Source organism: Sphingobium cyanobacteriorum, assembly GCF_030580935.1.
Lineage (GTDB): Bacteria > Pseudomonadota > Alphaproteobacteria > Sphingomonadales > Sphingomonadaceae > Sphingobium > Sphingobium cyanobacteriorum.
In genome coordinates this window covers 420,504-446,575 of sequence record NZ_JAUQOM010000002.1, presented here as the reverse complement: position 1 = coordinate 446,575, position 26,072 = coordinate 420,504, and the positions used below count along the sequence as shown (strand labels likewise).

The following is a 26,072-nucleotide window of genomic DNA, read 5'->3' as shown; positions in this document are numbered from 1 at the left end:
AGGCGGGAACAGGCAGGCGGGAACAGATTGCAACCGGGCTATCGCTCCGCACTCGCCAGTGTCGGCGCGTCGTCCATGTCCAGCGGCCCCTTGCCGAACGCATTGCCGGCCGGGAAGTAGCGGCAGACAAGATAGTCATAGTGCGGGCCTTCGCCCAGGGCGCAGCCGACCTGGCGGGTGCCGCGCCAGATCATCTGCGTATAATGGCCGACATCCTGCCAGCGGCCGGTGGTGCTGAAATCGGGCAGCTTGCCATCGGGGCGGAACAGGTGGCGTTCGGCCAGGAACGCGCCGACCATCACGTCATAGCCATAGAGGCGGTGCGGCCCCATCCACAGATTTTCACCGCTGGGCACGGCACGCCCGGCGCGCGGCGAGTGGCGGAACTGGCCGGTCCGCGCCATTTCGGCCGCGTAGCGGGCAGCGTCCTGCGCCAGCGCCGCATCCCAGTCCAGCGGCGACAGGCCCAGTGCGGCGCGCTCGCCATTATGCAGGTCGAGCACCACCGCGCGCAGCAGGGCGTCACCGCGCGGCGCTTCTTCCATGCCATAATAAGATGCCGGCATCACCACGCTTTGGGGTGCGGCAGGGGGTGTGGCCACGCCATCCGACGCCGCCTGCGCCCCGTTCGCGAAGATCAGCGCAGCCCATAGCCCCGCGCGCAGAATCGGTTTAGGGCTGCCCCCAGCCATGTCGTCTCATTCCCCCCAAAATCCGCCAGCATCCGCCGACGCACAGGCCCTATATATTCACTGGCCCTTTTGCGTATCCAAATGTCCCTATTGCGATTTTAACAGTCATGTCCGCGACGGCATAGATGTTGAAGCGTGGCGCGGCGCGCTGCTGGCGGACATGGCGCATGAAGCGGCGCTGACCGCAGGCCGCCCGCTCTCCTCCATCTTCTTTGGCGGCGGCACGCCATCGCTGATGCCGCCCGCGCTGGTCGAAACCCTGATCATGGCGGCGCAGCGCCACTGGGGCTTCACCCCGGACATGGAGATCACGCTGGAGGCGAACCCCAATTCGGTCGAAGCGGCGCGCTTTGCCGACATCGCCGCCGCCGGGGTGAACCGGGTGTCGCTGGGGTTGCAGGCGCTCGACAATGAGGCGCTGCATTTCCTGGGCCGCGCGCATGATGTGGACGAAGGCCTGGCCGCGCTCGACACGGCGCAGCGCCTGTTCGACCGGGTGAGCTTCGACCTTATCTACGCCCGCCCTGGCCAGAGCGAGGCGGAGTGGGCGGCGGAACTGGCCCGTGCCCTGTCGTTCGGCACCGGGCATCTCTCGCTCTATCAGCTCACCATCGAGCCGGGCACGCGCTTTGCCACGCTGGTGGCGCAGGGCAAGCTGGTCCCCGCCGACCCGGACCATGGCGCGACCCTCTATGAACGGACGCAGGCGATGACGAACGCGGCAGGCATCCCCGCCTATGAGATCAGCAACCATGCCCGGCCCGGCCAGGAAAGTCGCCATAACCTGACCTACTGGCGCTATGGCGACTATGCCGGGATCGGGCCGGGCGCGCATGGGCGGCGCGGCGGCATGGCGACGATGCGCCACAAGAAGCCGGAAAACTGGATGGGCGCGGTCGGGCGCAACGGCCATGGCGCCCAGAGCGAAGTGCCGCTGTCAGGCGAGGACCGGGCGCGCGAAGCGCTGCTCATGGGATTGCGGCTGGGCGAAGGCGTGGACCTGGATCGCATCGCGGCCATGGCCGGGGTGAGGTCAAGCCGACTGGTTGACGAACGGGCGATCGCGCAACTGACCGGCCTTGGCCTTGTTCGCCTGACCGGCAGCCGGTTGCAGGTGGCCCCGGCGGGCATGTTGCTGCTGGATGCGATTTTGCCGGAAGTGGTGGCTGTCTAGGACAATATGGGGGGCGACAATGGATTGCCTCGCTGCGCGCGCAATCCTGTAGTGACGAAGCCCGTTGACGTCATCACAGTCTAATCCTGTTCTGCGCGAATCTCCGCGATCGACTGGTCGATGTCACGCAGCGCTTCCGCGCGGGCGTCGGCGGGCATGGACATGTTGCGCGCAATCTGCGCGCGCGCCGTGCGCAGGCTGCTGAGCGCCGCGACATGGGCCATGCGGGCCGCGCGATCGGCATTGGCCATGTCGCGGTCGGCCGTGCGTGCCGCCCGATCGGCCTGGGCAGCAGCCCTGTCGGCGGCGCGCCGGGCCGCCTGCTCGATTGCCCTGGTGCAAATCCGCACGCGGATATGGCGGCGGCCATCGGTGTCCACGCTCTCGCTGCGGGTGGTCGTGTCGCCGCCTTCGCACCCTGTACGGACATCGACCACTGGCACCATGCGGGCAATGTCCGCATCGGTCGGGATGCGGCGGGTTTCGACCCGGCCGTCCGCATGGGTGACGGTGACATGGTCCTTTTCCTGACGCACGGTGACGGGCGGAACCGGCGGGACGGGCGCGATCATGTCAGCGGCCGGCACCATCGGCGCGGACGGAGCGACAGGCGCCGGCCATGGATCGACGGCAGGCGCCGGCGGCGCTGCGGGAACGGCGGGCACGTCGGCGACCGTCGGCCCGGCCGCCACGGCAGGTTGCGACACCAGGCCGGACAATTTGGCGAAGTCGGCGCTTTCCACCCTGTCCGTGATCGCCGCCATCTGCTGCGCGGCGCGGCTGCCCGATGCGGTGAGTGCAAGACCCGTGGCGGTGACGAGTGCGACGGCGGCCATGCCCCAGCTTATCCGCTGAAGCGAAACATCATGATTGGACAGCATTTTCAGCCTCCCCTTGAGGGCATTGATGCGGGTGAGATGACAGGCGCCGGCGAACTGCCGCCCGCCCGCCGCCTTCAGGATGGCGCGACCATAGGCATGGGCCTGTTCGCGGCCGTAGAGCGACAGAACACGCGCGTCGCAGGCGCTTTCCTGGTCGGCGCGATAGGCGCGGTAGGCAATCCAGGCGACCGGGTTGCACCAGTGGATCGCCAAGAGCAGCAGCGCGATCATGTTGGCGGTCAGGTCGCCCCGCTCATGATGCGCGCGCTCATGCGCGATCGCCATATCCTGTTCCTGCGCGTCGTAGCGCAGCGCGAAATCGGCGGGCAGGACGATATAAGGGCGCACGACCCCGAAGGCGAGCGGCCCGGACGCATGGGGACTGGTGATCAGGCGGATGCGGCCTTCCTCCCCGATCAGCGTCGCGCCAGCCAGCATATGGCGGCGAAAGCGCGCATAGCCGGCCGCCTGAACGATCAGGAAAACGACCATGCCGGCGAACCAGAGCGCGATGAGCATCTCCAGCCAGGGGATGGCCGAACCGGCGGTCGCGACCGTTGCGACCGGCGCGCCCCCGCCCAGCATGTCGGGCAGGCCGACCTGATCGACCGCGACATGCAGCGGGGAAGGATCGACATCGGACGGCAAGGTCGGCAGCACCATCCGCGCCAGCGGCAGCACCCAGAGCAGATAGGCCGCCCCTGCCCCCAGCCAGCGCGCCACCGGCCGCCGCAACAGCATCACCAGCGCCATCAGCAATGTGGTGGCGATCAGCGTTTCGGCGATCCAGACAGTCATGACTTCAGCCCTTTCAGGATGTCCTCAAGTTCGGCGATATCCTCCGCCGTCAACTGGTCCTGGCTCGCCAACTGGGCGACCAGCGGCGACACCCGGCCGCCGAACAGCCGGTTCACCAGCCGCCCGGATTCGCCCGCGACATAATCGTCACGCGCGATCCTGGGGCGGTAGAGGAAGCGACGGCCATCCTGATCGGCGGCGATAATGTCCTTGGCCATCAGCCGCGACAACAAGGTCTTGACGGTCTGGAGGCTCCAGTCGCGGTCGGCCGACACGCGATCGGCGACTTCATTGGCGGTCTGCGGCGCGGTTTCCCACAGCGCCTCCATCACCACCAGTTCCGCTTCGCTGATCTTCTCGCTCACTGACCCGAACCCGACTCGCCTGTTTGACAACCACAGATGTAGTCGCACCGATTACAGTTGTAGTCAACAGGTCCGCCATCGCGCGACCCCAGGCCGTGCGCTTGCTGTTCCGCCCGGACCAAGGCGCCGCGGCACATCGCATATGCGCTGGGCACGCCGGATCGCCATGGCAGGGATTAAGTCAGGTTTCTTATTTCCATGGACATGCTAAATTCACCCCCAGCCGTATCAGCGGCAATTTTGGGGAGGAACCATGAAAGACATGCTAAAAGTCCTGTTGCTTTGCAGCGCAGCCATGCCGGCCGCCGCCATCGCACAGAGCAATCCCGCGCCTGCCACGCCAGCCGTTACAAGTGCCGGGATCGACGAAATCATCGTTACCGCCCAGAAACGCGAGCAGAACCTGCAAAAGGTTCCGATCGCCATCACGGCATTGACGGCGCAAGCCCTGCAGGCCAAGGGCATCAACACGCTGAGCGACCTGGTCAGCGTGCCGCCGCCGGGCCTTTCGGCCCAGCCATTTGCCGGTGCGGCGCAATCCCTGATTTTCGACATGCGCGGCATATCCAACCCCGATCCGACGCAGGGCACCGCCGAACTGGGCGTGGCGATCTATCTGGATGACGTCTATCTCGGCCGCTCTCAGGGCCTTGGCACCGAGCTTTCCGACCCTGAGCGCATCGAAGTGCTGCGCGGGCCGCAGGGCACCCTGTTTGGTCGCAATGCAGAAGGTGGTGCCGTTCGGATCGTAACCAGCAAACCTACCGGAGAATTTGGCGGCCGGGTGAAGCTGGGCATCGGCAATTACGGCCAGCGGCGATATGAGGCGCACATCAATCTGCCTGAAATTGCGGGCTTCGCCGTCAAGATCGATTATCTCGACACCAATCTTGATGGCTATACAAAGAATGGCACCGCCCGCGTGGCCGGCCTGGCGCAGCAGAGAGACTTTGGCGCCCTCGACAACAGGGGTTATCGGGTTTCGGTCCGCTGGAAGCCGGTCGATGGCGCGACGATCGACTATGCCTATGACAATGCCAAGACGGAAAGCGTCGGAGACTGGCATGTGCTGGTCGCCCCCAATCCGGTGCCACCCGGCTTCGTCTTGCCGGCCACTTACCGCAACAAGGCGCGCGGCATCGAAAGCATCAGCAAGCGTACGGATACCAGCTACGCACCGATGTTCAACGAACCGTTCATCGTCAAGACGCAGGGGCACACGCTGACAGCCCAATATGAGGTTTCGGACGACATCACGGTCAAATCAATCACCGCCTGGCGCCGTGTCCGCAGCAGCGGATCGCAGACGCTGAACGGTGCCTATTCGCTGGTTCCGTTCGAATTCACGCCGGGCCTGAACCGCCCGCTTCCGGCCGCCGCGCTGCGCCCTGACCCGCGTTTCGGCGCATTGGGCACCGTCGACAGCACGGCATCCATCTACGCTGTTACCGGCGTCGTGCCCTATGCCGAACTGCGACAGAACCAGTTCAGCCAGGAATTGCAGTTGATCGGTTCGACCGATACGCTGGAGTGGGTCGTGGGCGGTTATTTCTTCCGTGAACGGGTAACGGACAACCGACAGACGTTTTTCAATGGCGTATTCCTGGACAGCGGCAAGGACGGGGCCTTTACCGATTTCGTCGGCACCAACCCGTTCAGCCTGCCTTTCCCCAATCAGGGCGCCAGCAACCAGAGCGCCAGGTCACGGTCCTATGCCGCGTTCGCGCAGTTCACCTGGACGCCGGATTTCGCCGATGGCCGCCTGCACATCACGCCCGGCGTGCGGTACACGAATGATCGCAAGACAGCGGCCAGAACGTTGTTCGGCGGATTGCCGGTCGGCCCGATCAACCGCTTGTTCGAGGAGAAGCGGTTCGATCCGGCAATGACCATCGCCTATGACGTAGCGCCGACAGTCAATGCCTATGCCCGCTATGCCCAGGCCTATCGCGCAGGCGGGGCCGGCATTCGCGATCCGAAATTCGGATCGTTCGGCGCCGAAGTGAACAAAGCCTATGAACTCGGCCTGAAATCATCGTTCATGGATCGTCGCGTGATCCTGAACCTTTCCGCGTTCCGCAACGAAATCAGCGGCCGGCAGCTTACGGTACAGGTCAGTCCGACCGATCCGGCCGCGACTGCCACCATCAACGTTCCGGGATCTGCGCCGGTGAAGGGGCTGGAGGCGGAATTGACGATCAGCCCTGCAAGGGGCCTGACGCTCGGTGCAACCTACGCGCATCTGACTGGCACACTTCCCGCCGATCGTCTTGCCGGGATCGACCCGACGGCGAACTTCTTCATTCCCAACCTTCCCCGCAACAGTGGCACGGTCACGTTCGACTATCTTTCGCCCGACCTTGGCAATGCCCGGTTTGCATTCCACATGGACTATAGCTGGGCTGACGCATTCAACTCGACAGTCCGCGTTCCCAAGAACAGCTATGCGCACCCGATGAAGCGGAACGTGGCCAATGCCAGAATTTCGCTTCAGGATATTGAAGTGGGGCCGACCAACTTCATGATATCCTATTATATGAAGAATATTTTCGACACGGCCTATCCCGTGTTCACGGCGCCGGGATCGATGGCCATCCTGTCGCCACCGCGCACCTACGGCCTGGAAGCAACGATGCGCTTCTGAAGCGATGCGTCATCGGATGGACACATCTGATGACGCGACAATCGACGGAAGGCAAAAAGAAGAAGCGGCCGATCCGGTACAGGCGGATCGGCCGCTTCTGCTTTGCCTTTCCAGAGTCCGATGACGTAGTTTCGGGTCGTCCTTGCAAGCGCAGCGGGCCGAAGGCGGCGTGGGTCGATCCGACGTCATCCCGCTCCATATGCGATGAGATGGCGTCCATGCCGCCTTTGAGCAACGAGGACAGGCGCGCGGCGACCGGAGCCACCATCATGGTGCGTGCGTTCAAGCAGGATGGGGCCTGTTTTCCGTGCTGACCGGGATATCCGGGATGGCGCGCGCCATTGCCCGGCACCCGTCCCGACCGTCACAGCCGCGCGGGATCAGGCTTTGGGTAGCGTCCCAGCGACAGATAGCAGACCGCAGATGCAAGCAGCACCGCCATAATCGGCAACAGCGCGGCATTGTAGCCGCCGGTGCGATCATAAAGATAGCCGATCCCGACCTGCCCCACGACCGACATGAGCGCCATCGCCATGATGGTGCTGCCATAGATGGTCGAATAGTGGCGCATCCCAAAATAGCGGGCGGACAGATAGGCCACAATGTCGATTTCCGCGCCCTGCGCCATGCCGATCAGCACGGCGGCGGTCGCCGCCATCGGCAGGCTGACCACGGGTTGCATGAGAATGAGACACCCGATCAGCGGCCCTATGCTGAACAGGCAGGCGATCATCGGCGCCCAGATCCGATCGACCAGCACGCCGGACAACAGGGTGCCGACCAGCACAGACCCGGCAAGCAGGCCGATAAGACTGGCCGCATCCCCCGCCGCGATCCCGCGTTCGGTCAACAGCGGCTGGAACTGGCTGAGCAAGGCTCCAAGCGGGGCATAGGCGCATGCGGCGGCCAGGCAGAGAATGACGACGCGCCGATTGCCGGCTACCAGCGCCAGGAAGGATGGCGCGCGTTGTGCGGGATGCTCTTCCTCAACGGCCGGGGCGGTATCGGCTATGCCAAAGAAGCAGACGGGCAGGCCGATCAGCAGCATGATGGCCGCGAGCAGCAGAAAGCCCGCCCTCCAGCCTTCCGACGCGATCAGGCCATGCAACAGCGCCGGCAGGACCATGCCCAGCAGCGAGATGCCGATCCGCGTGCAGGCCAGCGCCAGGCCACGGGATCGAATGAAGCGCGCAGCGACGACGCGCGTGAATACAAGGCCGGTGGTGAAAATCCCCGCCACTTGCAGCAGCAGATAGGTGGCATAGAATTGCGTGAGGGAACCAGTCAGTCCCGTCATCGCGAGATAGGCGGCGGCGGTTATGCAGATTGCGATCAGCAACGGACGGCGTACCCCCACCCGATCGAGCAGCGCGCCGGCAAAGGGCGACAGCAAGGCGGTCAGGATCATGCCATTGTGCGCCGCCGCGATCTGCCCCCGCGACCATCCGAATTCCGCTTGCCAGGGCTGAATGAAAAGGCTGGTGGTAAATTGCAGCATCGAAAAGCCGGTTGCCACCCCGACCGACGATGCCAGCAAAGGTCGCCAGTGCAACCGCCATTCGTTGCCCGCAGAGGCCATCATCATCCTTTCATGGTGCGGCAGCACGGAAGCAGAGGGAGATCGAGGGCATCTGCGGCCTCATGAGGGCTGAACCGGCCGTGGTGCACGACAGCATTCAGCCACGCATGAGGTCGGCCGCCCGTTCGGCTATGGCGATGGTAGCGGCGTTGGTGTTGCCGGACACGACCTGCGGCATGACGGAAGCATCGCAGACGCGCAGCCCGGCTATCCCGCGTACCCGCAGGTCCGGGTCGCACACGCTGTCGGCGCCGCCCATCCGGCAGGTGCCGACCGGGTGATAGCCGATCCCGACCATCGACCTGATCCAGTCGCGCCGTTCATCGTCGTTGCCGAATGCGCGGTCCGGCGAATTGAGTCCGGTCACATGGCTGGCAAGAGGATCGGACGCCCAGACCGTATCGATGAACTTGAGGAAGAAGAGCAGGCGCTCAAGGTCGCTCTCGTCGGACAGAAGGCGGTGGTCGATGATCGGCTTGTCGCGCGGGTCCGTGCTGCGCAGACGTATCTCGCCCCGGCTGCGCGGGCGCATGTTGCTGCCGCCGATCGTGATGCCGGGCCGCTTGGCCATCCGGGGCGCTCCGTTGCTGGTATCGACGGCAAGGGCCAGCATGCTCACGGAGATATCGGCTTCGTCCAGAGACGGATCGGACTTGAGACCGGCCATGACATGCACCGCGGCGCTTGCCATCGGGCCATCCTTGCGGATCAGCCAGCGCACCAGGTTCTTGCCGATCGTCCAGGGACCAAAGGGGCTGTTATAGGTCGGCATGTCGATGAAGCGGCTGGTCGACACCCCGCTATGATCGTGCAGGTTCCGACCCACCGGCAGGTCTGCCAGAACCGGAATGCCCATGTCCTGCAAATGCGCCGCAGGGCCGATGCCGGACCGCATCAGCACGGCCGGGCTTTGCAGTGTCCCTGCCGAAACGATGACTTCATGCGCGCCGAATTGCTGCATCCGGCCGTTCACGAGCGCCCGGACACCGACGGCGCGCCCCTGTTCGATCAGTACCTTGTCCACCATCGCGTTGGTGAGGATCGTCAGATTGGGCCGACGGCGCGCCTCCGTCAGAAACGCTTCGGCCGTGCTGCGGCGAGCGCCTTTCGCAGCGGTCGTGACGATATCATAGACGCCGAACTGATCGCCCGCGCAATATTCGTCCAGATGCGGCACGCCGCAGGCTTCGAACGCACCGATCACCGAGTCGCAGATCGGGTGGCGCACATTGGCGGGGCCGACCAGCATCGGCCCGTGACGGCCGTGCCACTGGCTTGCAGGACCAGTAAACTGTTCCGAGCGCAGGAAATAGGGCAGCATGGCGTCCCAGCCCCATCCGGTCGCTCCATCCGCCACCCAGCGGTCATAATCCTGCCGGTTGCCCCTGACATAGACCATGCCGTTGATCGCGCTTGACCCGCCGAGCATTTTGCCGCCGGACCAGGCGGTGGCGCGGCCCCCGATCGTCGGATCGGGTTCGGTCAGATAGGACCAGTCATAGCGCGCGCGCTGCATCATGGCGAACGAGCCGGCCGGCATCCGCACGAACAATTCCTTCGACCGATCCTGGCCGGCTTCCAGCAGCAGAACGCGCACATCGGGGTCCTGGCTCAGCCGCGCGGCCAGCACTGCGCCGGCACTACCCGACCCGATGATGATGACATCAGCCTGCTCGATCACGCATTCACTCCCGTCACGTCCGCTTCTGCCGATGCAGAATTCCGGAGCGCGCTGCGTTCAATCGGACGCAGCGCGCTCCGGTTTCTTGTTTTCGCATCGTTTTGGCGGGAAACCGGTTCCCGCTTTTCCGCACGATGCTCTAGTCCAGCGCGATCCAGATATTCTTGGGCCGCAGAAATTCCTGGATGCCGTGCCGCCCGCCAAGACGGCCGACCCCGCTCTCTCCAACGCCGCCGAACGGAGCCGCCCCAGGAATGCCGGTAAAGCCGTTGACCCAGATATTGCCAGCCACCAGCGCGCGCGCGCAACGGTGGGCGCGCTTCAGATTTTCCGTCCAGATATAGCCTGCAAGACCGAATTCGGTATCATTGGCCATGGCGATCGCTTCTTCTTCGGTGTCGAAGGGCAACACCGCCAGAACTGGCCCGAACACTTCGCACTGCGACAGTTCCGACATGTGCGCGACATCGGCAAAGATCGTCGGCTGGATGAAATACCCGTCGGCCAGATCGCCGCCAAGGCGTTCGCCGCCCGCGATCAGGCGGGCGCCGTCCGCCTTCGCCCGGTCGATCATGCCCATGATGCGCGTGACGGCCCGGTCATCGATTACCGGACCGAACACCGTGGCGGGATCGGTCGGATCACCGACCGACAAAGCCCCGACCGCAGCGGAAAGCCGTTCCAGCACCTGCGCGTAAATGCCGCGCTGCACCAGCAGCCTGGTGGGATTGATACAGCCCTGCCCGCTATTGTTCACGATCCCCGCGAGGCCAAGCCGGGCAAAGGCATCAAGATCAGCATCGTCGAACACGATCGACGCGGACTTGCCGCCCAGTTCAAGCTGTACAGGCGTCAGATGCTTCTGGGCGGAGGCAAGAATATGCCGCGCCGTCGTGCCGCTGCCGGTGAAGCTGATCTTGTCGATGCCGGCATGTCCGGTCAGCGCTGCGCCCGCTTCGGGACCGCCGGGCACGATGTTGACGGTTCCGGCGGGCAGCCCCGCCTCCAGGCATAATTCACCAAAACGCAACGCCGCATAGGGCGCCAGTTCAGGGGGCTTGACCACGATGGCGTTCCCTGCGGCCAGGGCCGGGGCAAGCACCATGCCCAGCGCATAGACCGGGCCGTTCCACGGGATGATCACGGCGACGACGCCATAGGGTTCGTCCAGCGTATAGTCGAGCGCGTCGCCCGGCCAGGTGGCGATCACGTCACCGCCAATCTTGTCCGTCCACCCCGCATTGTAGAGCAACAGGTCCGCGGCGACATGCGGCCCATATTGCTGGGTGCTGACGACAATGCCGTTGTCGATGACCGACAGCCGGATCAGTTCGTCGGCATTCTCGCGCAGCAGATGGGCCAGCCGGATCAGGCAGTCACGGCGCTGGTCGCGCGGCATTCCGGCCCAGAGTGGGGCAGCCCTGCGCGCGGCGGCGACGGCGGCATCGATTTCCTGTACCCCCGCCAATGGCACGTCGGCTGTCGGCTTGCCGGTGGCGGGATAGACATGCGTGTGCGTGCCGCCGCTCGCGCTGTCCAGGCGCTGATCGCCGATGAGGAGCGCGCGCCGGGGGAGCGAAGCCGGATCGGGATGTGCGATCATGTTCCTATTCCCTCAACCGACCAGATAGCCGCCGTCGACCGCCATGATATGGCCAGTCATATAGCTGGACGCCGGACTGGCAAGGAACAAGATCGCGCTGGCGAGCTGGATCGGATGTGCGATGCCCAGCAGCAGGCGGCCGGGCATCATCACCGGCCCCTTCGGCACGAAATTGCGTGAAGGGTCGTTCTGCATCTTACGCGAGCCGCCGGTATCGACGCCGCCGGGCATCACCGCGTTGATGCGGATGCCATCGACGGCAAATTCGCTGGCCGTGCTCTTGGTGATCGAGTTTATCCCAGCCTTCGAACTGTCATAATGGACATTGTTGACGATCGTGGGGAGCGCCGTGCCGATAGTGGAGATGTTGACGATCGCACCGCCGCGTTCCTTGCCCTGATCGCGCATGACCTTGATCACCTCGCGCATGCACAGGAAGGTGCCGCGCGTGTTGACCGCGTGCATCTTGTCCCAGTCCGCCACGCTCATGTCGAAAAAATCGGCTTTCGGACGATAGGCGGCGTTGTTGACCAGGATGTCGATGCCACCGAACGTCTCGCGCGCCTTGGCGACCATGGCCTTGACCTGGGGTTCTTCCGACACGTCGCAGGCAACCGCGATCGCTTCGCCACCTTCGGCGACGATCGCATCGGCAACGCGCTGTCCATCCTCTTGAACCAGGTCGGCGATGACGACTTTCGCTCCCGCCTTGCTGAAAAGATGGGCGGTCGCCTCGCCAATGCCGGACCCGGCGCCTGTCACGATCGCGACTTTTCCGGGGACGGCGAACAGGTCGTTCATAGCTTGGGTATCGATTGCCATTGTCTTTGGCCTCTTCAAAAGTTCAGGAAATAAGGAAACCGCCGTCCACGGCGATCAACTGGCCGGTGATGAACCGGCCGGCCGGGGAAGCGAGCAGCAGGGCCAGCCCGGTCATGTCATCGACCTGGCCGAAACCGCCAAGATGCCGGGCGGGATCGGCGCCGGGGCCGGTGGGCCTGAAACCGGAAGAGATGGTTTCGGTGATGATCGCGCCGGGCAGGATCGCATTGGCGGTGATGCCGTCCTTCGCGAAATCGAGCGCGCAGTTCCGCGTGAACTGGTTCAGTCCCGCGCGCGACGCGGAATAGGCGCCGTTGCCATGCAACACCGGATGCACCGAACCCATGGTGGTGATGTTGATGATCCGTCCGCCGCCGCGCGCCTGCATCGAGGGCACGGCTTCCCGCGTCGCGATGAAGGCCCCGCGCAGGTTGATCGCCTGGACGCTGTCCCATTCCTCAACAGAGGTTTCCAGCACCGGCTTGTTGTGATTGACCACCGCGCCATTGACCAGAATGTCGATCCCCCCATGGTCGGCGATGATGTCGGTCACGAGGGCGCGGATCGCGCTTTCGCAGGTGATGTCGCATGTGCGGGCCTCGACACCGGGCGGAAGGTCGGCCAGCGCCGCTATCCGCCCCCCATCGTCAGCCAGCACCACCCTGGCCCCGGCCGCCGCGAGGATCAGCCCGGTCGCCTTGCCCATGCCAACCGCCCCGCCCGTGATCAGCGCGACCTTGCCGTTCAGATCGAACATCGGCGCGACGTGCGCTTGGAAATCGGTAGTCATAGCAACCTTTCTGACCTTGCCTCAGCCGTTCTGCGGCACATCATCGTAGATTTTGAGGGCGTCCCCGCGCAGCATCACATATTCCGTGTAGATGCCAAGCATCGCGCGGGTGTCGACATAGGCATAGCGTAGCTGGCCATTCATCACCGCCCCCATCATGTCCGTGCCGATCCCCCTGGCCGCGACCACCCGTTCCATGGCCTGCCAGACGGCATCGTCCATGATGCGGCGGCCAAGATGATGAAGCCGCAGATCACCCGGCGGCGGCAGGGCGAAGTCGGTATAGAGCGCGGGCGCGCCCTGACCACAGACGATCACTTCCACCATCGTATCGCCGGTCCAGGCGTGGAGCGTCTCCATCCAGTCGCTGGGCCGCTTGTACCGCGTCCTGGTGATCCCGAACCGTTCACGCAGCGCCTGGGCAGCGGCATCGATATCGCTCGCGAGATAGCCGAACTGATAGAAATGCTCCATCGGCAGCCTGTCGGCCACGGTCATATGTCCCAGACCAGATGCAGATGCGACACGCCGTTGACGCTGCCCATATGCGATACCGGACGCCGTTCCGGGTCGATCCGAAATTCCGGCACGCGCTTCATCCATTCTTCCAGAAACACCTTGAGTTCAGCGCGCGCGAGGGGCTGACCCAGGCATTTGTGCGGGCCATTGCCGAAGGTGTTGTGCGAACCGCCGCCCGGCGCGAAGTTGCCGGGTCGATCGAAATCGACGGTGAAGGGATCGGAATAGCGCCGATCGTCGATGGAGGCGGCGCCGATCGGCACCATCACCATCTCCCCCGCCTTCATCGTCACGCCATCGCGGGTCACGTCGGACAGGATCAGGCGGCCCGTGTTGGAAAGGCCGAACCGGCGGAAATATTCCTCGGCAGCCGCAGGGATGATGGCAGGATCCTCACGCAGACGGCGCTGATGCTCTGGATGCTCGGCAAGATGCCACGCGACATAGCTGAGCAGATTGGCCACGGTGTCGAGCCCGCCAAAGAAAACAAGCAGAGCCATGCCGATCACTTCATGCTCGCCACCGAAGCGCGCATTGTCGCGCCAGCGGGCGATAGCGGTGAGCATATCCTCGCCGTCGCCGGCGTAGCGCTCCTCGATCTTGCCCGACAGATAGGAGACGATGGGACCAAGCGCAATCTGGCGCGCCTGCGCGTTGTCCGCGTGCATGAAGGCCTTGCCCCATTCGACGAACTGCTCGCGCCGGTCGGCCGGCAGGTCGACGATGCCAAGGAACATCGCCGCCGGCATGATCTCCGCGAAATCCTTTCGAAAATCGCATTTGCCCCGGTCGATCAGCCTGTCGATCAACTCGTTCGTCAGGGCGCGGGCCTGATCGCCCATCTTCGCCACCCGCTTGGGCGTGAAATAGGGATTGAGCACCGCCCTGTACCGTGCATGATTTGGCGGATCGACCGTAAGCGGGGGCATCTTGACCGGGGATGCCTCACGGGGAATCGTGAACTCCTCGTGGCTGAAGATCGCGAAATTTTCCTGCACCCATTTGACATCATCGAACCGGGTGACGACCCAGTGCCCGCCATAGCGCGGTGTCCAGACGATGTCGGGCCCCTGTTGCAGGGCGCGCAACACGTCATAGACGGTTCCGCCTTCCAAGCCTTCAGGATGCATGTAATCGAAGTCAACCACGCGATCAGCCGGAACGTGATCCGGCTTTTCGACCGTGCTGAAAGACACGCCGCCCATGCAAACTCTCCATTCCGGCTTTCCGCATCTCGTCGCGAAGCCTTGAGGAGAGTGTAAAGACATATTTCTTAATTTCAATGACAGACGTGCCCTGAGCATGGCTTTGCGCTTCCATCGCGAACGCGATATGAGGCGGCATGATGACCGAAAGCCTGTCGATTGCGCCACCTGCCGACAAAACCGAAACATGGTCCGCAGCCAGCATTGCGATCATGCAGACCGCCGAACTGATGATGGGCCGCCACGGGATCGAAGGCGTTTCCATGCGCCAGATCACACGGGCAGCGAAAATGGCGAATAATTCGGCCATCGCTTATCATTTCGGGGATCGCGATGGCCTGTTGCGCAGCATTTCGCGCTGGCGCGCTGGCCCGATCAGGGAGGAGCGGGCGCGGCTGCAACGTCTTGCGGAGGAACAAGGAGAGGCGGACTGTCCACGCCGGATCATACAGATCATCACCCGGCCTGTGCTGTTCATTCAGAATCCGGACGGGTCGCACCCGCATGCGGCCTTTGTGATCCAGATGCTCCGGTCGCGCATGGGGCGGGAAATCCGCAAGATGCTGTTCGATCGCCCCACCGGGATGGTGGGCGATCTCATGCGCAGGTTGAAGCGACACGTGCCGGACCTGTCGCAATCGCTGTTCGAGTTCCGATTGCGATCAGGCGCGCTCGCCTTCTACGACGCCATTGTCGAACGGGACGAGATGGCGCCCGACGATCCGGCGCGGCTCGATGTCGATGCGGAGGCATTTCTTGCCGAACTGGATGCGATGTTGCTCAGCATTATCCTGCGGCCACCTGCCTGCTGACCCCTGCCCTTGACAGCGCGGAGGCGAGCTATTCCGCCCCCCCCCGAAGGGCGCTTCATTTTCGGGTAACGCGCATTTCCTCGAAAAAGGCGAGGGCCGCGAGGTGATAGGCACGCCCCACGCGATGCAGGCTGATATTATGTCCACAGTCCGCCTGAACGATGATGCGCGTGTCCGGATTGTCGCGTGTCCAGTCGCCGACAGTCGCAAGGACGGCGTCATCGACACGGGACGAGGCTTCCTGCGCGGCAAAGCACCATCTGACGGGAATACGAACCGCGCGGGCTGTCGCCTCCACATGGCGCGGAAAGTCGATCACGTCGACGATCTCCGCAACCACCGACCGATGATCGGCGGGATCATCAGACAAAACTATCGGGTCAAACGTCCCGTCCGCGCCGAAGAACATCATGCGCAGCGCCTGGGGATCGAGACAGGGCATCCGGTCCTCGCCCGCCGCCTGCAATTGGTTCAGCACATCCAGAATCTGCTTGTCCTGCCCTTCATGATAGCGAACCGGAACACCCGACAGCTCGACCGCTTGAATTTTATGCGCACGCGCATCCGCAGCGACGATCAGGCTCAGCGTTGCGCCCAGTGAGTGGCCAATAAGGAATACAGGCAGCCCCCGCGCGGAACCCAGATCATCCGCCAAGGCAAAAATCTGCTCCACCTGCGCCGCCATGGACAGGCCGGCGGGAAAGCTGGCGATGCTGTCGCCATGCCCGGCGCGATCCAGTATCACGACATCGAAGCCAAGCGCGGCACCCAGTATCGGCAAGGACGCATCGGGTGCGGCGGGATGATGCCAATAATGTGCGTCATGCCCGCCGCCATGCAGGGCGATGATCAGGCCGCGCGGATTTGGGGCGGTCGCGCGAAACGCGGAGAGCGTCCCGCCAGGAACCATCACTGTCGTTCGCTCGACCATATTGCTCTCCTGTTCCAGATATTCTTGGCCTGGAGGTTCCCAAAGGTGACGCAGATTTCATCTGCCCGCTTGAGGAAATCCATGCATGGTGGCCCAGCATATTGCATAAGACATGTATCTTGAAGATGAAAATCCGCCTGACAGGCATGGCCATCCGCATCAACGCCATCATGCCCACTGCTATGGACGCCGCCGGAACGCGCAGGATGTCATCGCGCAAAGAGCCATTATCCGTGTCATTCTCCATGGCCCTGACTATCCGGTTGGCATGCGCTTTGGCTTTGAAAAGGCGGGATATGTCGGAAATTCTGACAAAGCCGGCACGGCGGGTCGGCGCGTTAACCTTTGTACCCACCGCTTTCCCGCGATCGCCCTGTTCTGGCACGGCGATTGCGACATGATCCATGTTCCCACCGTTCAACTACCGGGGGATGCAGGCCGTCTCCGCCAGGCATCCCCCACCCGGTGGCGCTTTCCCTTGTCATTATTGCGCTACTTCGTCTGCAAAGCCGGCATGACTGGCAGCGACCATTGATATTCCTCTTCCCGCAAGCGGGAGGGGAATAGCGTGTTCCCCCCCTTCTGGTCATTCCAGTACAGGCAAAAAGGCAGGAGATGATTCCCGCGCGAGCCTGCCGCCAGACTTCAGGTGGCGAGATGACGATACAGGACCGGCGCGTCCGCCCTCCATGCGGCACGACATGAAAAAAGGCGGCCGGAACCCCGACCGCCCTTGTCAAACCCTGACCTCGCCTCGTTCAGCTCGCCGCGGCGACGCCCTGGTCGGTCATTAGCTGCTGCAATTCGCCGGCTTCATACATTTCCATCATGATGTCGCTGCCGCCGACAAATTCACCCTTCACATAGAGCTGGGGGATGGTCGGCCAGTCGGAAAAAGCCTTGATCCCCTGGCGCACGGCCTGGTCCTGCAGCACGTCGACCGTGTCATAGGCAACGCCCAGATGCTCCAGGATCGCGATGGCACGGCTGGAAAAGCCGCATTGGGGGAAAAGCGGTGTGCCCTTCATGAACAGCACCACGTCATGGGCGCCCACAAGTTCGGCAATCCGCTGATGCACGGCGTCGGTCATGTATAAGGTCCAGTCCTGTCTGGCGCCCCGCCTGCGGAGCGCAAATCTGTCGAGGGATTAGTTGGGAACGGCGGTGGTCAGTTGCAAGGCGTGGAGCACCCCGCCCATGCGTCCGCCCAGCGCCGCATAGACGGCGCGCTGCTGCGCGACCCGGCTCATGCCGCGAAAACTTTCCGCCACGACTTTCGCGGCATAATGGTCGCCATCCCCGGCCAGATCGGTAATTTCGACCTGCGCATCGGGAATCGCGGCGCGGATCATGTCGGCAATATCGTCGGCGGCCATCGGCATCGGGTGCGGGCCTTACTGGGCTTCGATGAACATGCGGCGGGCGACCACCGCCTGTTCGTCCAGCGCGGCGCGCACGCCAGCTTCATCGATATCGATCCCGGCGGAGGTCATGTCCCCCACCAGTTTGCGGATGACATCCTCATCACCTGCTTCCTCGAAATCCGCCTGCACCACCGCCTTGGCATAGGCGTCGGTTTCTTCCGGGGTCAGGCCCATCTTCGCCGCAGCCCATTCGCCCAGCAGGCGGTTGCGCCGCGCCTGGATGCGGAACTGCATTTCCTGATCATGGGCGAACATATTTTCGAACGCCCGTTCGCGATCGTCAAAGGTGGTCATGCGTCAAAGCCCCGTTGAAATGCCATGTGGTGAAAGATGATAGGAAGAAGCGCGCCGTTACGCAACGGCGGCGGGCACGACCCAGGGACGATCCTGCGCCTGCTTCGCTTCATAGCGGTCGATCACATCGCCCTGGTCCAGCGTCAGGCCGATTTCGTCCAGACCGCCGAGCAGGCAATGTTTGCGAAAAGGATCGATTTCGAACGTAAAGCGGTCCTGAAACCGGGTGGTGACGGTTTGCGCTTCCAGGTCGACATGGATCGGGTCAGGCGTTCCGTTGACGCCCTGGGCCACCTCCATCAGGCGATCCACCGCCGCCTGCGGCAGCACCACGGTCAGGATGCCGTTCTTGAAGGCATTGCCGGAAAATATGTCGGAAAAGCTGGGCGCGATCACCACCTTTATGCCCAGGTCGCCCAGCGCCCAGGCGGCATGTTCGCGGCTGGAGCCACAGCCGAAATTGTCGCCCGCGATCAGGATCGGGCTGCCGGCATAGGCGGGATCGTCAAAGACATTCCCCGGTTCCTTGCGCAGCACTTCGAACGCGCCGCGCCCCAGGCCGTTGCGGGAAATCGTCTTGAGCCAGTGTGCCGGGATGACGATGTCGGTATCGACATTCTTCATCCCGAACGGATAGGCCCGGCCGTCGATGGTCGTCAGCTTGTCCATCAGTGACCCTTCTTCGCCTCGGCCGCCGGTATGTCCTCGGCCCGGCCCAGGGTCGCGGCCATCGCCGCGCTGGCCAGCGCGCCCAGTGTCAGCAGCCAGAAAATCTTCTTCATGCCACCACGCCCTCTTTGTTATGCAACAGTTCCCGCACGTCGGTCAGCCGCCCGGTGATGGCCGCCGCCGCCGCCATGGCGGGCGACACCAGATGGGTGCGCGATCCCGGACCCTGCCGGCCCATGAAATTGCGGTTGCTGGTCGATGCGCAGCGCTCGCCCGCGGGCACCTTGTCCGGGTTCATGCCCAGGCACGCCGAACAGCCCGGCTCGCGCCATTCGAACCCGGCGTCGAGGAAGATGCGGTCCAGTCCTTCGGCTTCCGCCTGGCGCTTGACCAGGCCGGAGCCGGGGACGACCATGGCGTGCTTGATGCCCGACGCGATATGCCGCCCCTTGAGCAGCGATGCGGCAGCGCGCAGATCCTCGATCCGGCTGTTGGTGCAACTGCCGATGAACACATGTTCGATCGCCACGTCCGCCATTTTCTGCCCGGCGACAAGCCCCATATAGTCGAGCGACTTTTGCGCGGCGGCCTGCTTGGACGGGTCGGCGAAGCTCTGCGGATCGGGGACCACGCCCGTCACCGCGACGACATCCTCCGGGCTGGTGCCCCAGGTGACCGTGGGCACAATGTCGGCCGCGTCGATCACCACCGTCTTGTCGAACACCGCGCCTTCATCCGTGACCAGCGTTTTCCACCAGGCGACGGCGGCATCCCAGTCCGCGCCCTTGGGCGCCATCGGCCGTCCCTTGATATAGGCGAACGTCTTGTCGTCGGGCGCGAACAGGCCCGATCGCGCGCCCGCCTCGATCGACATGTTGGCGACGGTCAGCCGCCCCTCGATCGACATGTCGCGGAACACCGAACCGCGATATTCCATGACATAGCCGGTGCCGCCCGCCGTGCCGATATGGCCGCAGATCGCCAGCGCCACATCCTTGGCCGTGACGCCGGGGGCCAGTGCGCCATCGACAATGACGGCCATGGTCCTGGACTGTTTGAGCAGCAGTGTCTGGGTCGCCAGCACATGTTCGACCTCCGACGTGCCGATGCCGAAGGCCAGTGCGCCCAGCGCCCCGTGCGAGGAGGTGTGACTGTCGCCGCAAACCAGCGTGGTGCCCGGCAGGGTGAAGCCCTGTTCCGGGCCGACGACATGGACGATGCCCTGTTCCACATCGGCATCGCCGATCAGGCGCACGCCGAATTCGGGCGCATTGCGCTCCAGCGCCGCAAGCTGCTGCGCGCTTTCGGGATCGGCGATCGGAATGCGATTGCCCTGCGCATCGCGGCGCGGGGTAGTGGGCAGATTATGGTCCGGCACCGCCAGCGTCAGATCGGGCCGGCGCACCTTGCGACCGGCAAGGCGCAGGCCTTCGAACGCCTGCGGGCTGGTCACTTCATGGACGAGATGCCGGTCGATATAGATGAGGCAGGTGCCATCGGGACGCCGTTCGACGACATGTGCGTCCCAGATCTTTTCATAGAGGGTGCGAGGCTTAACCATAGGCCTTTGTCCCTAGACCCGGAATGCCATGGGGAAAAGGGGGGATGAGCGGCAAATTATGCAGTTTCCTCGATCAGGCGGGCAATAATGTTACAGGGCAGCCCGATCGCGAGCAGCCCCGTCGCGACAGGCGTGCAGAGCATGGGGACGCGCGTGCGCGCCCGCCCGCAAGACGATCAAAAAAAACGGCCCGACGAATGCTGTCGGGCCGCCCAGTTCCTTCCACCCAAATCGCAAGGATATATCGATATCCCCGCGAACTGGCTCTTTTCACGGGCCATGCCGCGAAACATGTCCGCACCCACCTCCCCGACCGGCATCGGGTTCCCGCCGGGGAGATGGAGCGCCTGCGGCCCTCAGGCCGCGAACTGGTTCATCGTGTTGTGGACGCCGCCCGCCTTGAGCGCGGCTTCCCCGGCGAAATAATCCTTGTGATCGTCGCCAATGTCGCTGCCGGACATGTTCTGATGCTTGACGCAGGCGATACCCTGGCGGATTTCCTTGCGCTGGACGCCCTCGACATAGCCCAGCATCCCGGCCGCGCCGAAATATTCCTTGGCCAGATTGTCGGTGCTGAGCGCCGCCGTATGATAGGTCGGCAGGGTGATGAGGTGATGGAAAATCCCGGCCCGTGCCGCCGCATCCTTCTGGAAGGTGCGGATCTTGTCGTCGGCTTCCCGGCCCAGATCCGTGTCGTCATAATCGACGCTCATCAGCTTTGCGCGGTCATAGGCCGACACATCCCTGCCCGCTTCAACCCAGGCATCATAGACCTGCTGGCGGAAGTTGAGCGTCCAGTTGAAGCTGGGCGAGTTGTTATAGACGAGCTTGGCGTTGGGGATGACTTCGCGGATACGGTCGACCATCGATGCGATCTGTTCGATATGCGGCTTTTCCGTTTCGATCCACAGCAGGTCCGCGCCGTTCTGGAGCGAGGTGATGCAATCGAGGACGCAGCGGTCCGCGCCGGTGCCTTCGCGGAACTGGAACAGGTTGCTGGGCAGGCGCTTGGGGCGCAGCAGCTTGCCGTCGCGGTTCAGGATGACATCGCCATTGCGTGCGGTGGCCGGGTCGATCTCCTCGCAATCGAGGAAGCTGTTATACAGGTCGCCGATATCGCCCGGTTCCTTGCTGACCGCGATCTGCTTGGTCAGGCCAGCGCCCAGCGAATCGGTGCGGGTGACGATGATGCCGTCGTCGACGCCCAGTTCGAGGAAGGCGTAGCGGCAGGCGCGGACCTTCGCGAGGAAATCCTCATGCGGCACCGTGACCTTGCCGTCCTGATGGCCGCACTGCTTTTCGTCGCTGACCTGATTTTCGATCTGGAGCGCGCAGGCGCCTGCCTCGATCATCTTCTTGGCGAGGAGATAGGTGGCTTCCGCATTGCCAAAGCCCGCGTCGATGTCGGCGATGATCGGGACGACATGGGTTTCATAATTGTCGATCGCGTGGGTCAGGCGCTGCGCCTCGACCGCGTTGCCCGTTTCGCGGGCCTTGTCCAGATCGCGGAACATCATGCCCAGTTCGCGGGCGTCGGCCTGCTTGAGGAAGGTATAGAGTTCCTCGATCAGCGCCGGAACGCTGGTCTTTTCGTGCATCGACTGGTCGGGCAAAGGGCCGAAATCGCTGCGCAGCGCCGCGACCATCCAGCCGGACAGATAGAGATACTTCTGCTTGGTCGTGCCGAAATGCTTCTTGATCGAGATGATCTTCTGCTGACCGATGAAGCCGTGCCAGCAGCCCAGCGACTGGGTGTAATTGGCGGGGTCAAGATCATAGGCGGCCATGTCGCGGCGCATGATGCCGGCGGTATATTTCGCAATGTCGAGGCCGGTGTGGAAGCGGTTCTGGAGCTTCATGCGGGCGACCGATTCGGCATTGATGCCGTCCCATGTGCCGGGGTGGCTGCCGATCAGCGCCTGCGCCTTCGCGATATTTTCCTGGTAGGCCATGGGATATTCCTTGCGTGGGGTTGCTCCGTTGCCCCCGCCCTAACCGGCCTTGTTGCGGTGCGGCAGTCCTTATGAAGTTCAGTTGTCGATCTTTACAAAAATCTGCTGTAAAGTTGTAAAGTCCATACAGGAGTCGGATAACATGGCCAAGGATCGCCCGGTTTACATGGGACCGCGCCTGCGGCGGCTGCGGCGCGAGCTGGGCCTGACGCAGGCGGACATGGCCGCCGACCTCGACATTTCCGCCTCCTATGTCGCCCTGCTGGAGCGGAACCAGCGGCCCCTGACCGCCGACATGCTGCTGCGCCTGGCGCGCACCTACAAGCTGGACATGGCCGAAGTGGCGGGCGATGGCGGCGCGGAACAGACCGCGCGGCTGCAAGCGGTGCTGAAAGACCCGATGTTCGCCGATATCGACCTGCCAGCGCTTGCGACCGGCGACGTGGCGGTCAACTATCCCGGCATCACGGAAGCGCTGCTGCGGCTCTACACCAGCTATCGCGAGGAACATCTGGCGCTGGCCGATCGGGGCGCAGACACGCAGCCGACCGAGGAGGCCGCCGATCCGGTCGCCGAAGCGCGTCGCTTCCTCGCCGCCCGCCGCAACAGCTTTCCGCTACTGGACGATGCGGCAGAGAAACTGGCGGCGGAAGCTGACGCGGAAGGCGGGCTGGCAGACTGGCTCAAGGCCCGCCACAATCTGCGGGTCCGCCGCCTGCCGTCCGACGTGATGGCCGGGTCGATGCGGCGGCTCGACCGGCATCGCGACGCGGTGCTGCTGGACGACGCGCTTGATGGCGCCAGTTCGGCCTTTCAACTGGCGCTCCAGATCGCCTATCTGGAAATGCGCAAGGGCTTCGACGTCATTTTGAAGGACGGCCAGTTTGCCGGCGAAAGCGGTCGCCGCCTCGCCCGCCGGGCGCTGGCCAGCTATGGCGCGGCGGCGATCCTGATGCCCTACACCGCTTTCGCCAAGGCGGTCGAGGCACGACGCTATGATGTCGAGGCGCTGGCCCGCCAGTTCGGCGTCAGTTTTGAACAGGCCGCCCATCGCCTGACCACGTTGCAAAAGCCGGGGCAGGAACGGGTGCCCTTCTTCTTCCTGCGCGTCGATCCGGCCGGCAATGTCTCCAAACGGCTCGACGGGGCAGGCTTTCCCTTTGCCCGGCACGGCGGCTCCTGTCCGCTATGGTCAGTCCATCGCGTGTTCGAAACCCCGCGCGCCGTGGTCACGCAATGGCTGGAACTGCCCGATGGCCAGCGCTTCTTCTCGATCGCGCGCACGGTGACCGCGGGCGGCGGTGGATGGGGGGCGCCACGGGTGGAACGGGCCATCGCCCTCTGCTGCGCCGCCGATCATGCCCATCGCCTGATCTATACGCAAAATGCCACCCCGCCGGAGCCAACCCCGATTGGCGTCACCTGTCGTCTTTGCCATCGCAGCCAATGCCTCGCCCGATCTGCCCCGCCGATCGGCCGCGACATGCTGCCCGACGATTATCGCCGCACGCGCGCACCGTTCGGCTTCGCCGATGGCTGAGCCGACGGGGAACGCTGCCTGGCGATCAGCGGACGGCCGGACCCGAAGGACAGCGTCAGGGGGCGCGGCAGTTATCTGGACATGATGGGTCGGCGGCGCAAACTGCCGGGCGCCTGATCACTGCTCGATCAGGTCGAGATAGGCGACGACGTCATTATCCGTGGCCAGATACAGTCCGTCCTGCACGTCGGCAGGCTGCTGCTGCGCGACATGCAGGGCCTGGCTGAGCGGACCATATAGAATAGTCGTCGCCGCACCATCATCGCCCAGATGATAGAGGCGGACGGTCGCGCTGTCATAGGTGGTTCGCATGACGCCTGGCTATCACAGGAACGCGGCCACGTCAGCGGCGATCCTTCACCTTCATGCTGGGCGCAAGGTCGTTCGCGCCGATCCGCACCGGATCGTCGGTGAAATTGGCGACGAAGGTGGAGCCGCGCGCCAGCCCCGGCACGAAACCGGCCTTGTTGCCCTCTATCACAAGGCCCGCGCTGCTCTGTTCGCGGCCTTCGGGAGCGACGGTGATGAAGGCGGACCAGTTATCCTTGTCCTTGCCCTGCACCATCTCATTGCCGCTGATGATGCCGCTCGCCCCGTTGGACAGGTCGATCATGTAATTGGTCAGCTGGCCGCCGCTGTCGTCGAAACTGTTGCCGATGATGGTGACGCGGGCGGTGCGGGTCTTGAGATAATGGCCGCCATCGCCCTGGTCGAAGCGGCTGTTGGTGACGGTGAGCGCCGCCAGCCGACCGATATAGATGCCGTGCGCGCAGTCGAGGTCGCGGTCGCACCGGCCCAGATGGCGGAAGGTCGACTTATCGATCACCACCTGCCCGCCGGCATAGTCGCCGGTCAAAATCCCTTCCTCGCTGTTGCGGAACAGGCTGTTGCGGACGGTCAGGTTGCCGCTTTCCAGCCGGATGCCAGCACCATTGCCGTCGGGGACGCGGATATTCTGGAAGATGATGCCGTCCACGCTGGACGAACGGCCGCGCAGCACCAGCGCGCCCTTGCCCTCGCACGGCACGCCGTCGAAGATCACCGTGCCCGGCGTCGCGGCGCGGATAGTGATGTCGCCGCCCTGCTGCACCGCGCATTGATGATAGGTGCCGGGCGCGACGATCACGGTGCCGTGCCCGTCACCGATGGCGCCCAGCGCGTCGGACAGAGAACCAAAGGCGCGGCCCGATTCGGCGAGGGTGAAGGGCGCTGGATTGCCCTGCGCCAGCGCGGTCGAGGCGATGGCGATGGAGACGAGGAGGCTGGTGGACAGGATCTGCATGACCGGCAGGATAGGCCGTGCGGAGGACGCCACCAAGGCGGGATCGGGGTTAATGGCGAACCGGCCCGTTCTGGGACAGATGCGGGCCGACAGGTTAAGGGCGCGCATTATCCGCATCATCCTCATGGCGCGCAGGGTCACGGCCGGATCATTGCGGCAAAGTTCACACCGTCGCTGGTATGATTTTGCGCGGAAAAGGGCGGGCGATGCACCGGCAAAGCCCCTGCCCCGCCCCCGCGACGCGCCGGTTGGGTCAGGATGGCGCGCCTGCCGGGTCACGCCCACGCGCCACCCACGTATCAGCCACGCGCCTGCCGGGTCACGACCGAGGGCGCGAAAGGATCGGCCAGGCTTTGGGCATGGAGCGCGAGCGCGTTGGTCCATGTCCGATCGAACACCGTGCCCGCGAGCCGCCGCCGCAGCCGATGCGCGCTGGCGGGCGACATGCCCGCCGCGCGGGCCGCCTGCGTGACATTGCCGGTCGCAAGCAGGGTGGCGAGGAAAAGGCGCTGCCTGGCCGGCGTCCAGCGGGCGCGGTCGGCTGCGGGTGGATTGGGGGTGAGAGGCTGGTCCATCGACAAGGATAGATCAGAGGATTTCCTATTTTGAAAGGCGAATAGGATTTTTGGGAGGGAGAGCGGGAGCGCCGAATGTCGGGGATGCGCCACTTGTCGCCGCCCAACGGAAATTTCTGTTTCCTAGAAGCAGTCATTTGTTCAGGTCCAGCCGTGAGAAAAGCAGACGGTCGGCCGTCGGTCAAAAGCATAAATTCCCGTCGCTCGACCACACGCCAGAAGCCAGCGAACAAAGGCCGCCCAAAGTCGGACGGCCCTTTTCCTGCAAAGATCCAGGGA

Annotated in this window: 26 protein-coding genes; 5 read left to right on the top strand and 21 right to left on the bottom strand. The window is 64.0% G+C overall.

What is annotated here, in order from left to right; translation table 11 throughout:
* Positions 1 to 38 precede the first annotated feature (38 nt).
* Entirely contained in the window at positions 39 to 692 is a 654-nt protein-coding gene (locus Q4610_RS07100; protein WP_304535287.1) for a CAP domain-containing protein, read from the bottom strand.
* Between Q4610_RS07100 and hemW the strand changes: the two genes are divergently transcribed.
* Positions 691 to 1,866, top strand: a complete 1,176-nt coding sequence (gene hemW, locus Q4610_RS07095) for a radical SAM family heme chaperone HemW (RefSeq protein WP_304535286.1) — start codon at positions 691 to 693, stop codon at positions 1,864 to 1,866. The genes Q4610_RS07100 and hemW overlap by 2 nt on opposite strands.
* Positions 1,867 to 1,946: 80 nt before the next feature.
* Here hemW and Q4610_RS07090 read toward each other — a convergent pair whose 3' ends face one another.
* Both Q4610_RS07090 and Q4610_RS07085 read right to left on the bottom strand, forming a co-directional pair.
* Positions 1,947 to 3,545: a M56 family metallopeptidase gene (locus Q4610_RS07090; RefSeq protein ID WP_304535285.1), complete on the bottom strand. Its 1,599-nt coding sequence runs from the start codon at positions 3,543 to 3,545 to the stop codon at positions 1,947 to 1,949.
* A complete protein-coding gene (locus Q4610_RS07085) occupies positions 3,542 to 3,910 on the bottom strand; it encodes a BlaI/MecI/CopY family transcriptional regulator (protein ID WP_304535284.1) in 369 nt (122 codons plus the stop codon). Before Q4610_RS07085 ends, Q4610_RS07090 begins: the two co-directional genes overlap by 4 nt.
* Positions 3,911 to 4,163: 253 nt before the next feature.
* On the opposite strand from Q4610_RS07085, the gene Q4610_RS07080 reads away from it, so the two are divergent.
* Positions 4,164 to 6,554, top strand: coding sequence for a TonB-dependent receptor (locus Q4610_RS07080; RefSeq protein WP_304535283.1), 2,391 nt, complete (start codon positions 4,164 to 4,166; stop codon positions 6,552 to 6,554).
* Between the two features lie 364 nt (positions 6,555 to 6,918).
* Here the strand turns inward: Q4610_RS07080 and Q4610_RS07075 are convergent, their stop codons facing one another.
* The 8 genes from Q4610_RS07075 to Q4610_RS07040 all read right to left on the bottom strand — a co-directional run bounded on the left by Q4610_RS07075 (position 6,919) and on the right by Q4610_RS07040 (position 15,063).
* Positions 6,919 to 8,139, bottom strand: a complete 1,221-nt coding sequence (locus Q4610_RS07075) for an MFS transporter (protein WP_304535282.1) — start codon at positions 8,137 to 8,139, stop codon at positions 6,919 to 6,921.
* 91 nt (positions 8,140 to 8,230) lie between these two features.
* Complete coding sequence (locus Q4610_RS07070; protein ID WP_304535281.1) at positions 8,231 to 9,814, bottom strand: GMC family oxidoreductase; 1,584 nt, start codon at positions 9,812 to 9,814, stop codon at positions 8,231 to 8,233.
* A 139-nt stretch (positions 9,815 to 9,953) separates the two neighbouring features.
* Positions 9,954 to 11,417: an aldehyde dehydrogenase family protein gene (locus Q4610_RS07065; protein ID WP_304535280.1), complete on the bottom strand. Its 1,464-nt coding sequence runs from the start codon at positions 11,415 to 11,417 to the stop codon at positions 9,954 to 9,956.
* A 12-nt stretch (positions 11,418 to 11,429) separates the two neighbouring features.
* Entirely contained in the window at positions 11,430 to 12,239 is an 810-nt protein-coding gene (locus tag Q4610_RS07060) for an SDR family NAD(P)-dependent oxidoreductase (protein ID WP_304535279.1), read from the bottom strand.
* Positions 12,240 to 12,261: 22 nt separating this feature from the next.
* Positions 12,262 to 13,029, bottom strand: coding sequence for an SDR family NAD(P)-dependent oxidoreductase (locus Q4610_RS07055; RefSeq protein WP_304535278.1), 768 nt, complete (start codon positions 13,027 to 13,029; stop codon positions 12,262 to 12,264).
* Positions 13,030 to 13,050: 21 nt separating this feature from the next.
* A complete protein-coding gene (locus tag Q4610_RS07050; protein WP_304535277.1) occupies positions 13,051 to 13,521 on the bottom strand; it encodes a hypothetical protein in 471 nt (156 codons plus the stop codon).
* Positions 13,522 to 13,523: 2 nt separating this feature from the next.
* Positions 13,524 to 14,753, bottom strand: coding sequence for a cytochrome P450 (locus Q4610_RS07045; RefSeq protein ID WP_304535276.1), 1,230 nt, complete (start codon positions 14,751 to 14,753; stop codon positions 13,524 to 13,526).
* Positions 14,701 to 15,063 carry a hypothetical protein gene (locus tag Q4610_RS07040; RefSeq protein ID WP_304535275.1) on the bottom strand — a complete coding sequence of 121 codons (363 nt, stop codon included), beginning with the start codon at positions 15,061 to 15,063 and terminating at the stop codon, positions 14,701 to 14,703. Before Q4610_RS07040 ends, Q4610_RS07045 begins: the two co-directional genes overlap by 53 nt.
* Here Q4610_RS07040 and Q4610_RS07035 point away from each other — a divergent pair.
* Complete coding sequence (locus Q4610_RS07035) at positions 14,966 to 15,565, top strand: TetR family transcriptional regulator (protein WP_425262536.1); 600 nt, start codon at positions 14,966 to 14,968, stop codon at positions 15,563 to 15,565. The genes Q4610_RS07040 and Q4610_RS07035 overlap by 98 nt on opposite strands.
* 55 nt (positions 15,566 to 15,620) lie before the next feature.
* On the opposite strand, the gene Q4610_RS07030 is transcribed toward Q4610_RS07035, so the two are convergent.
* Positions 15,621 to 16,496, bottom strand: a complete 876-nt coding sequence (locus Q4610_RS07030; RefSeq protein ID WP_304535273.1) for an alpha/beta fold hydrolase — start codon at positions 16,494 to 16,496, stop codon at positions 15,621 to 15,623.
* A gap of 112 nt (positions 16,497 to 16,608) precedes the next feature.
* On the opposite strand from Q4610_RS07030, the gene Q4610_RS07025 reads away from it, so the two are divergent.
* Positions 16,609 to 17,031 carry a hypothetical protein gene (locus Q4610_RS07025; protein ID WP_304535272.1) on the top strand — a complete coding sequence of 141 codons (423 nt, stop codon included), beginning with the start codon at positions 16,609 to 16,611 and terminating at the stop codon, positions 17,029 to 17,031.
* 223 nt (positions 17,032 to 17,254) lie between these two features.
* On the opposite strand, the gene grxD is transcribed toward Q4610_RS07025, so the two are convergent.
* From grxD to Q4610_RS06995, 6 genes are all read right to left on the bottom strand, one after another.
* Positions 17,255 to 17,587, bottom strand: a complete 333-nt coding sequence (gene grxD, locus Q4610_RS07020; protein ID WP_304535271.1) for a Grx4 family monothiol glutaredoxin — start codon at positions 17,585 to 17,587, stop codon at positions 17,255 to 17,257.
* Between the two features lie 57 nt (positions 17,588 to 17,644).
* Entirely contained in the window at positions 17,645 to 17,878 is a 234-nt protein-coding gene (locus tag Q4610_RS07015; RefSeq protein WP_056683730.1) for a BolA/IbaG family iron-sulfur metabolism protein, read from the bottom strand.
* 12 nt (positions 17,879 to 17,890) lie between these two features.
* Positions 17,891 to 18,214, bottom strand: coding sequence for a DUF1476 domain-containing protein (locus Q4610_RS07010; protein WP_304535270.1), 324 nt, complete (start codon positions 18,212 to 18,214; stop codon positions 17,891 to 17,893).
* Positions 18,215 to 18,271: 57 nt separating this feature from the next.
* Positions 18,272 to 18,883, bottom strand: a complete 612-nt coding sequence (gene leuD, locus Q4610_RS07005; RefSeq protein ID WP_304535269.1) for a 3-isopropylmalate dehydratase small subunit — start codon at positions 18,881 to 18,883, stop codon at positions 18,272 to 18,274.
* Positions 18,884 to 18,992: 109 nt separating this feature from the next.
* Complete coding sequence (gene leuC, locus Q4610_RS07000; RefSeq protein ID WP_304535268.1) at positions 18,993 to 20,444, bottom strand: 3-isopropylmalate dehydratase large subunit; 1,452 nt, start codon at positions 20,442 to 20,444, stop codon at positions 18,993 to 18,995.
* Between the two features lie 356 nt (positions 20,445 to 20,800).
* Positions 20,801 to 22,396, bottom strand: coding sequence for an isocitrate lyase (locus Q4610_RS06995; RefSeq protein ID WP_304535267.1), 1,596 nt, complete (start codon positions 22,394 to 22,396; stop codon positions 20,801 to 20,803).
* Positions 22,397 to 22,538: 142 nt separating this feature from the next.
* Between Q4610_RS06995 and Q4610_RS06990 the strand changes: the two genes are divergently transcribed.
* Entirely contained in the window at positions 22,539 to 23,936 is a 1,398-nt protein-coding gene (locus Q4610_RS06990; protein WP_304535266.1) for a helix-turn-helix domain-containing protein, read from the top strand.
* Positions 23,937 to 24,053: 117 nt separating this feature from the next.
* Here Q4610_RS06990 and Q4610_RS06985 read toward each other — a convergent pair whose 3' ends face one another.
* The 3 genes from Q4610_RS06985 to Q4610_RS06975 all read right to left on the bottom strand — a co-directional run bounded on the left by Q4610_RS06985 (position 24,054) and on the right by Q4610_RS06975 (position 25,793).
* Positions 24,054 to 24,248: a hypothetical protein gene (locus tag Q4610_RS06985; RefSeq protein ID WP_304535265.1), complete on the bottom strand. Its 195-nt coding sequence runs from the start codon at positions 24,246 to 24,248 to the stop codon at positions 24,054 to 24,056.
* Positions 24,249 to 24,279: 31 nt separating this feature from the next.
* Positions 24,280 to 25,218, bottom strand: coding sequence for a right-handed parallel beta-helix repeat-containing protein (locus Q4610_RS06980; RefSeq protein ID WP_304535567.1), 939 nt, complete (start codon positions 25,216 to 25,218; stop codon positions 24,280 to 24,282).
* A gap of 299 nt (positions 25,219 to 25,517) precedes the next feature.
* Complete coding sequence (locus tag Q4610_RS06975; RefSeq protein ID WP_304535264.1) at positions 25,518 to 25,793, bottom strand: terminase small subunit; 276 nt, start codon at positions 25,791 to 25,793, stop codon at positions 25,518 to 25,520.
* Positions 25,794 to 26,072: the final 279 nt, after the last annotated feature.

Coding starts and splice junctions, on each gene's coding strand:
- hemW (WP_304535286.1), top strand. CDS start 691: ATGTCGTCTCATTCCCCCCAAAATCCGCCAGCATCCGCCGACGCACAG.
- Q4610_RS07100 (WP_304535287.1), bottom strand. CDS start 692: ATGGCTGGGGGCAGCCCTAAACCGATTCTGCGCGCGGGGCTATGGGCT.
- Q4610_RS07090 (WP_304535285.1), bottom strand. CDS start 3,545: ATGACTGTCTGGATCGCCGAAACGCTGATCGCCACCACATTGCTGATG.
- Q4610_RS07080 (WP_304535283.1), top strand. CDS start 4,164: ATGAAAGACATGCTAAAAGTCCTGTTGCTTTGCAGCGCAGCCATGCCG.
- Q4610_RS07075 (WP_304535282.1), bottom strand. CDS start 8,139: ATGATGATGGCCTCTGCGGGCAACGAATGGCGGTTGCACTGGCGACCT.
- Q4610_RS07065 (WP_304535280.1), bottom strand. CDS start 11,417: ATGATCGCACATCCCGATCCGGCTTCGCTCCCCCGGCGCGCGCTCCTC.
- Q4610_RS07060 (WP_304535279.1), bottom strand. CDS start 12,239: ATGGCAATCGATACCCAAGCTATGAACGACCTGTTCGCCGTCCCCGGA.
- Q4610_RS07055 (WP_304535278.1), bottom strand. CDS start 13,029: ATGACTACCGATTTCCAAGCGCACGTCGCGCCGATGTTCGATCTGAAC.
- Q4610_RS07045 (WP_304535276.1), bottom strand. CDS start 14,753: ATGGGCGGCGTGTCTTTCAGCACGGTCGAAAAGCCGGATCACGTTCCG.
- Q4610_RS07035 (WP_425262536.1), top strand. CDS start 14,966: ATGCAGACCGCCGAACTGATGATGGGCCGCCACGGGATCGAAGGCGTT.
- Q4610_RS07040 (WP_304535275.1), bottom strand. CDS start 15,063: ATGGCCGAATTATTCGCCATTTTCGCTGCCCGTGTGATCTGGCGCATG.
- Q4610_RS07030 (WP_304535273.1), bottom strand. CDS start 16,496: ATGGTCGAGCGAACGACAGTGATGGTTCCTGGCGGGACGCTCTCCGCG.
- Q4610_RS07025 (WP_304535272.1), top strand. CDS start 16,609: ATGTATCTTGAAGATGAAAATCCGCCTGACAGGCATGGCCATCCGCAT.
- grxD (WP_304535271.1), bottom strand. CDS start 17,587: ATGACCGACGCCGTGCATCAGCGGATTGCCGAACTTGTGGGCGCCCAT.
- Q4610_RS07015 (WP_056683730.1), bottom strand. CDS start 17,878: ATGCCGATGGCCGCCGACGATATTGCCGACATGATCCGCGCCGCGATT.
- Q4610_RS07010 (WP_304535270.1), bottom strand. CDS start 18,214: ATGACCACCTTTGACGATCGCGAACGGGCGTTCGAAAATATGTTCGCC.
- leuD (WP_304535269.1), bottom strand. CDS start 18,883: ATGGACAAGCTGACGACCATCGACGGCCGGGCCTATCCGTTCGGGATG.
- leuC (WP_304535268.1), bottom strand. CDS start 20,444: ATGGTTAAGCCTCGCACCCTCTATGAAAAGATCTGGGACGCACATGTC.
- Q4610_RS06995 (WP_304535267.1), bottom strand. CDS start 22,396: ATGGCCTACCAGGAAAATATCGCGAAGGCGCAGGCGCTGATCGGCAGC.
- Q4610_RS06990 (WP_304535266.1), top strand. CDS start 22,539: ATGGCCAAGGATCGCCCGGTTTACATGGGACCGCGCCTGCGGCGGCTG.
- Q4610_RS06985 (WP_304535265.1), bottom strand. CDS start 24,248: ATGCGAACCACCTATGACAGCGCGACCGTCCGCCTCTATCATCTGGGC.
- Q4610_RS06980 (WP_304535567.1), bottom strand. CDS start 25,218: ATGCAGATCCTGTCCACCAGCCTCCTCGTCTCCATCGCCATCGCCTCG.
- Q4610_RS06975 (WP_304535264.1), bottom strand. CDS start 25,793: ATGGACCAGCCTCTCACCCCCAATCCACCCGCAGCCGACCGCGCCCGC.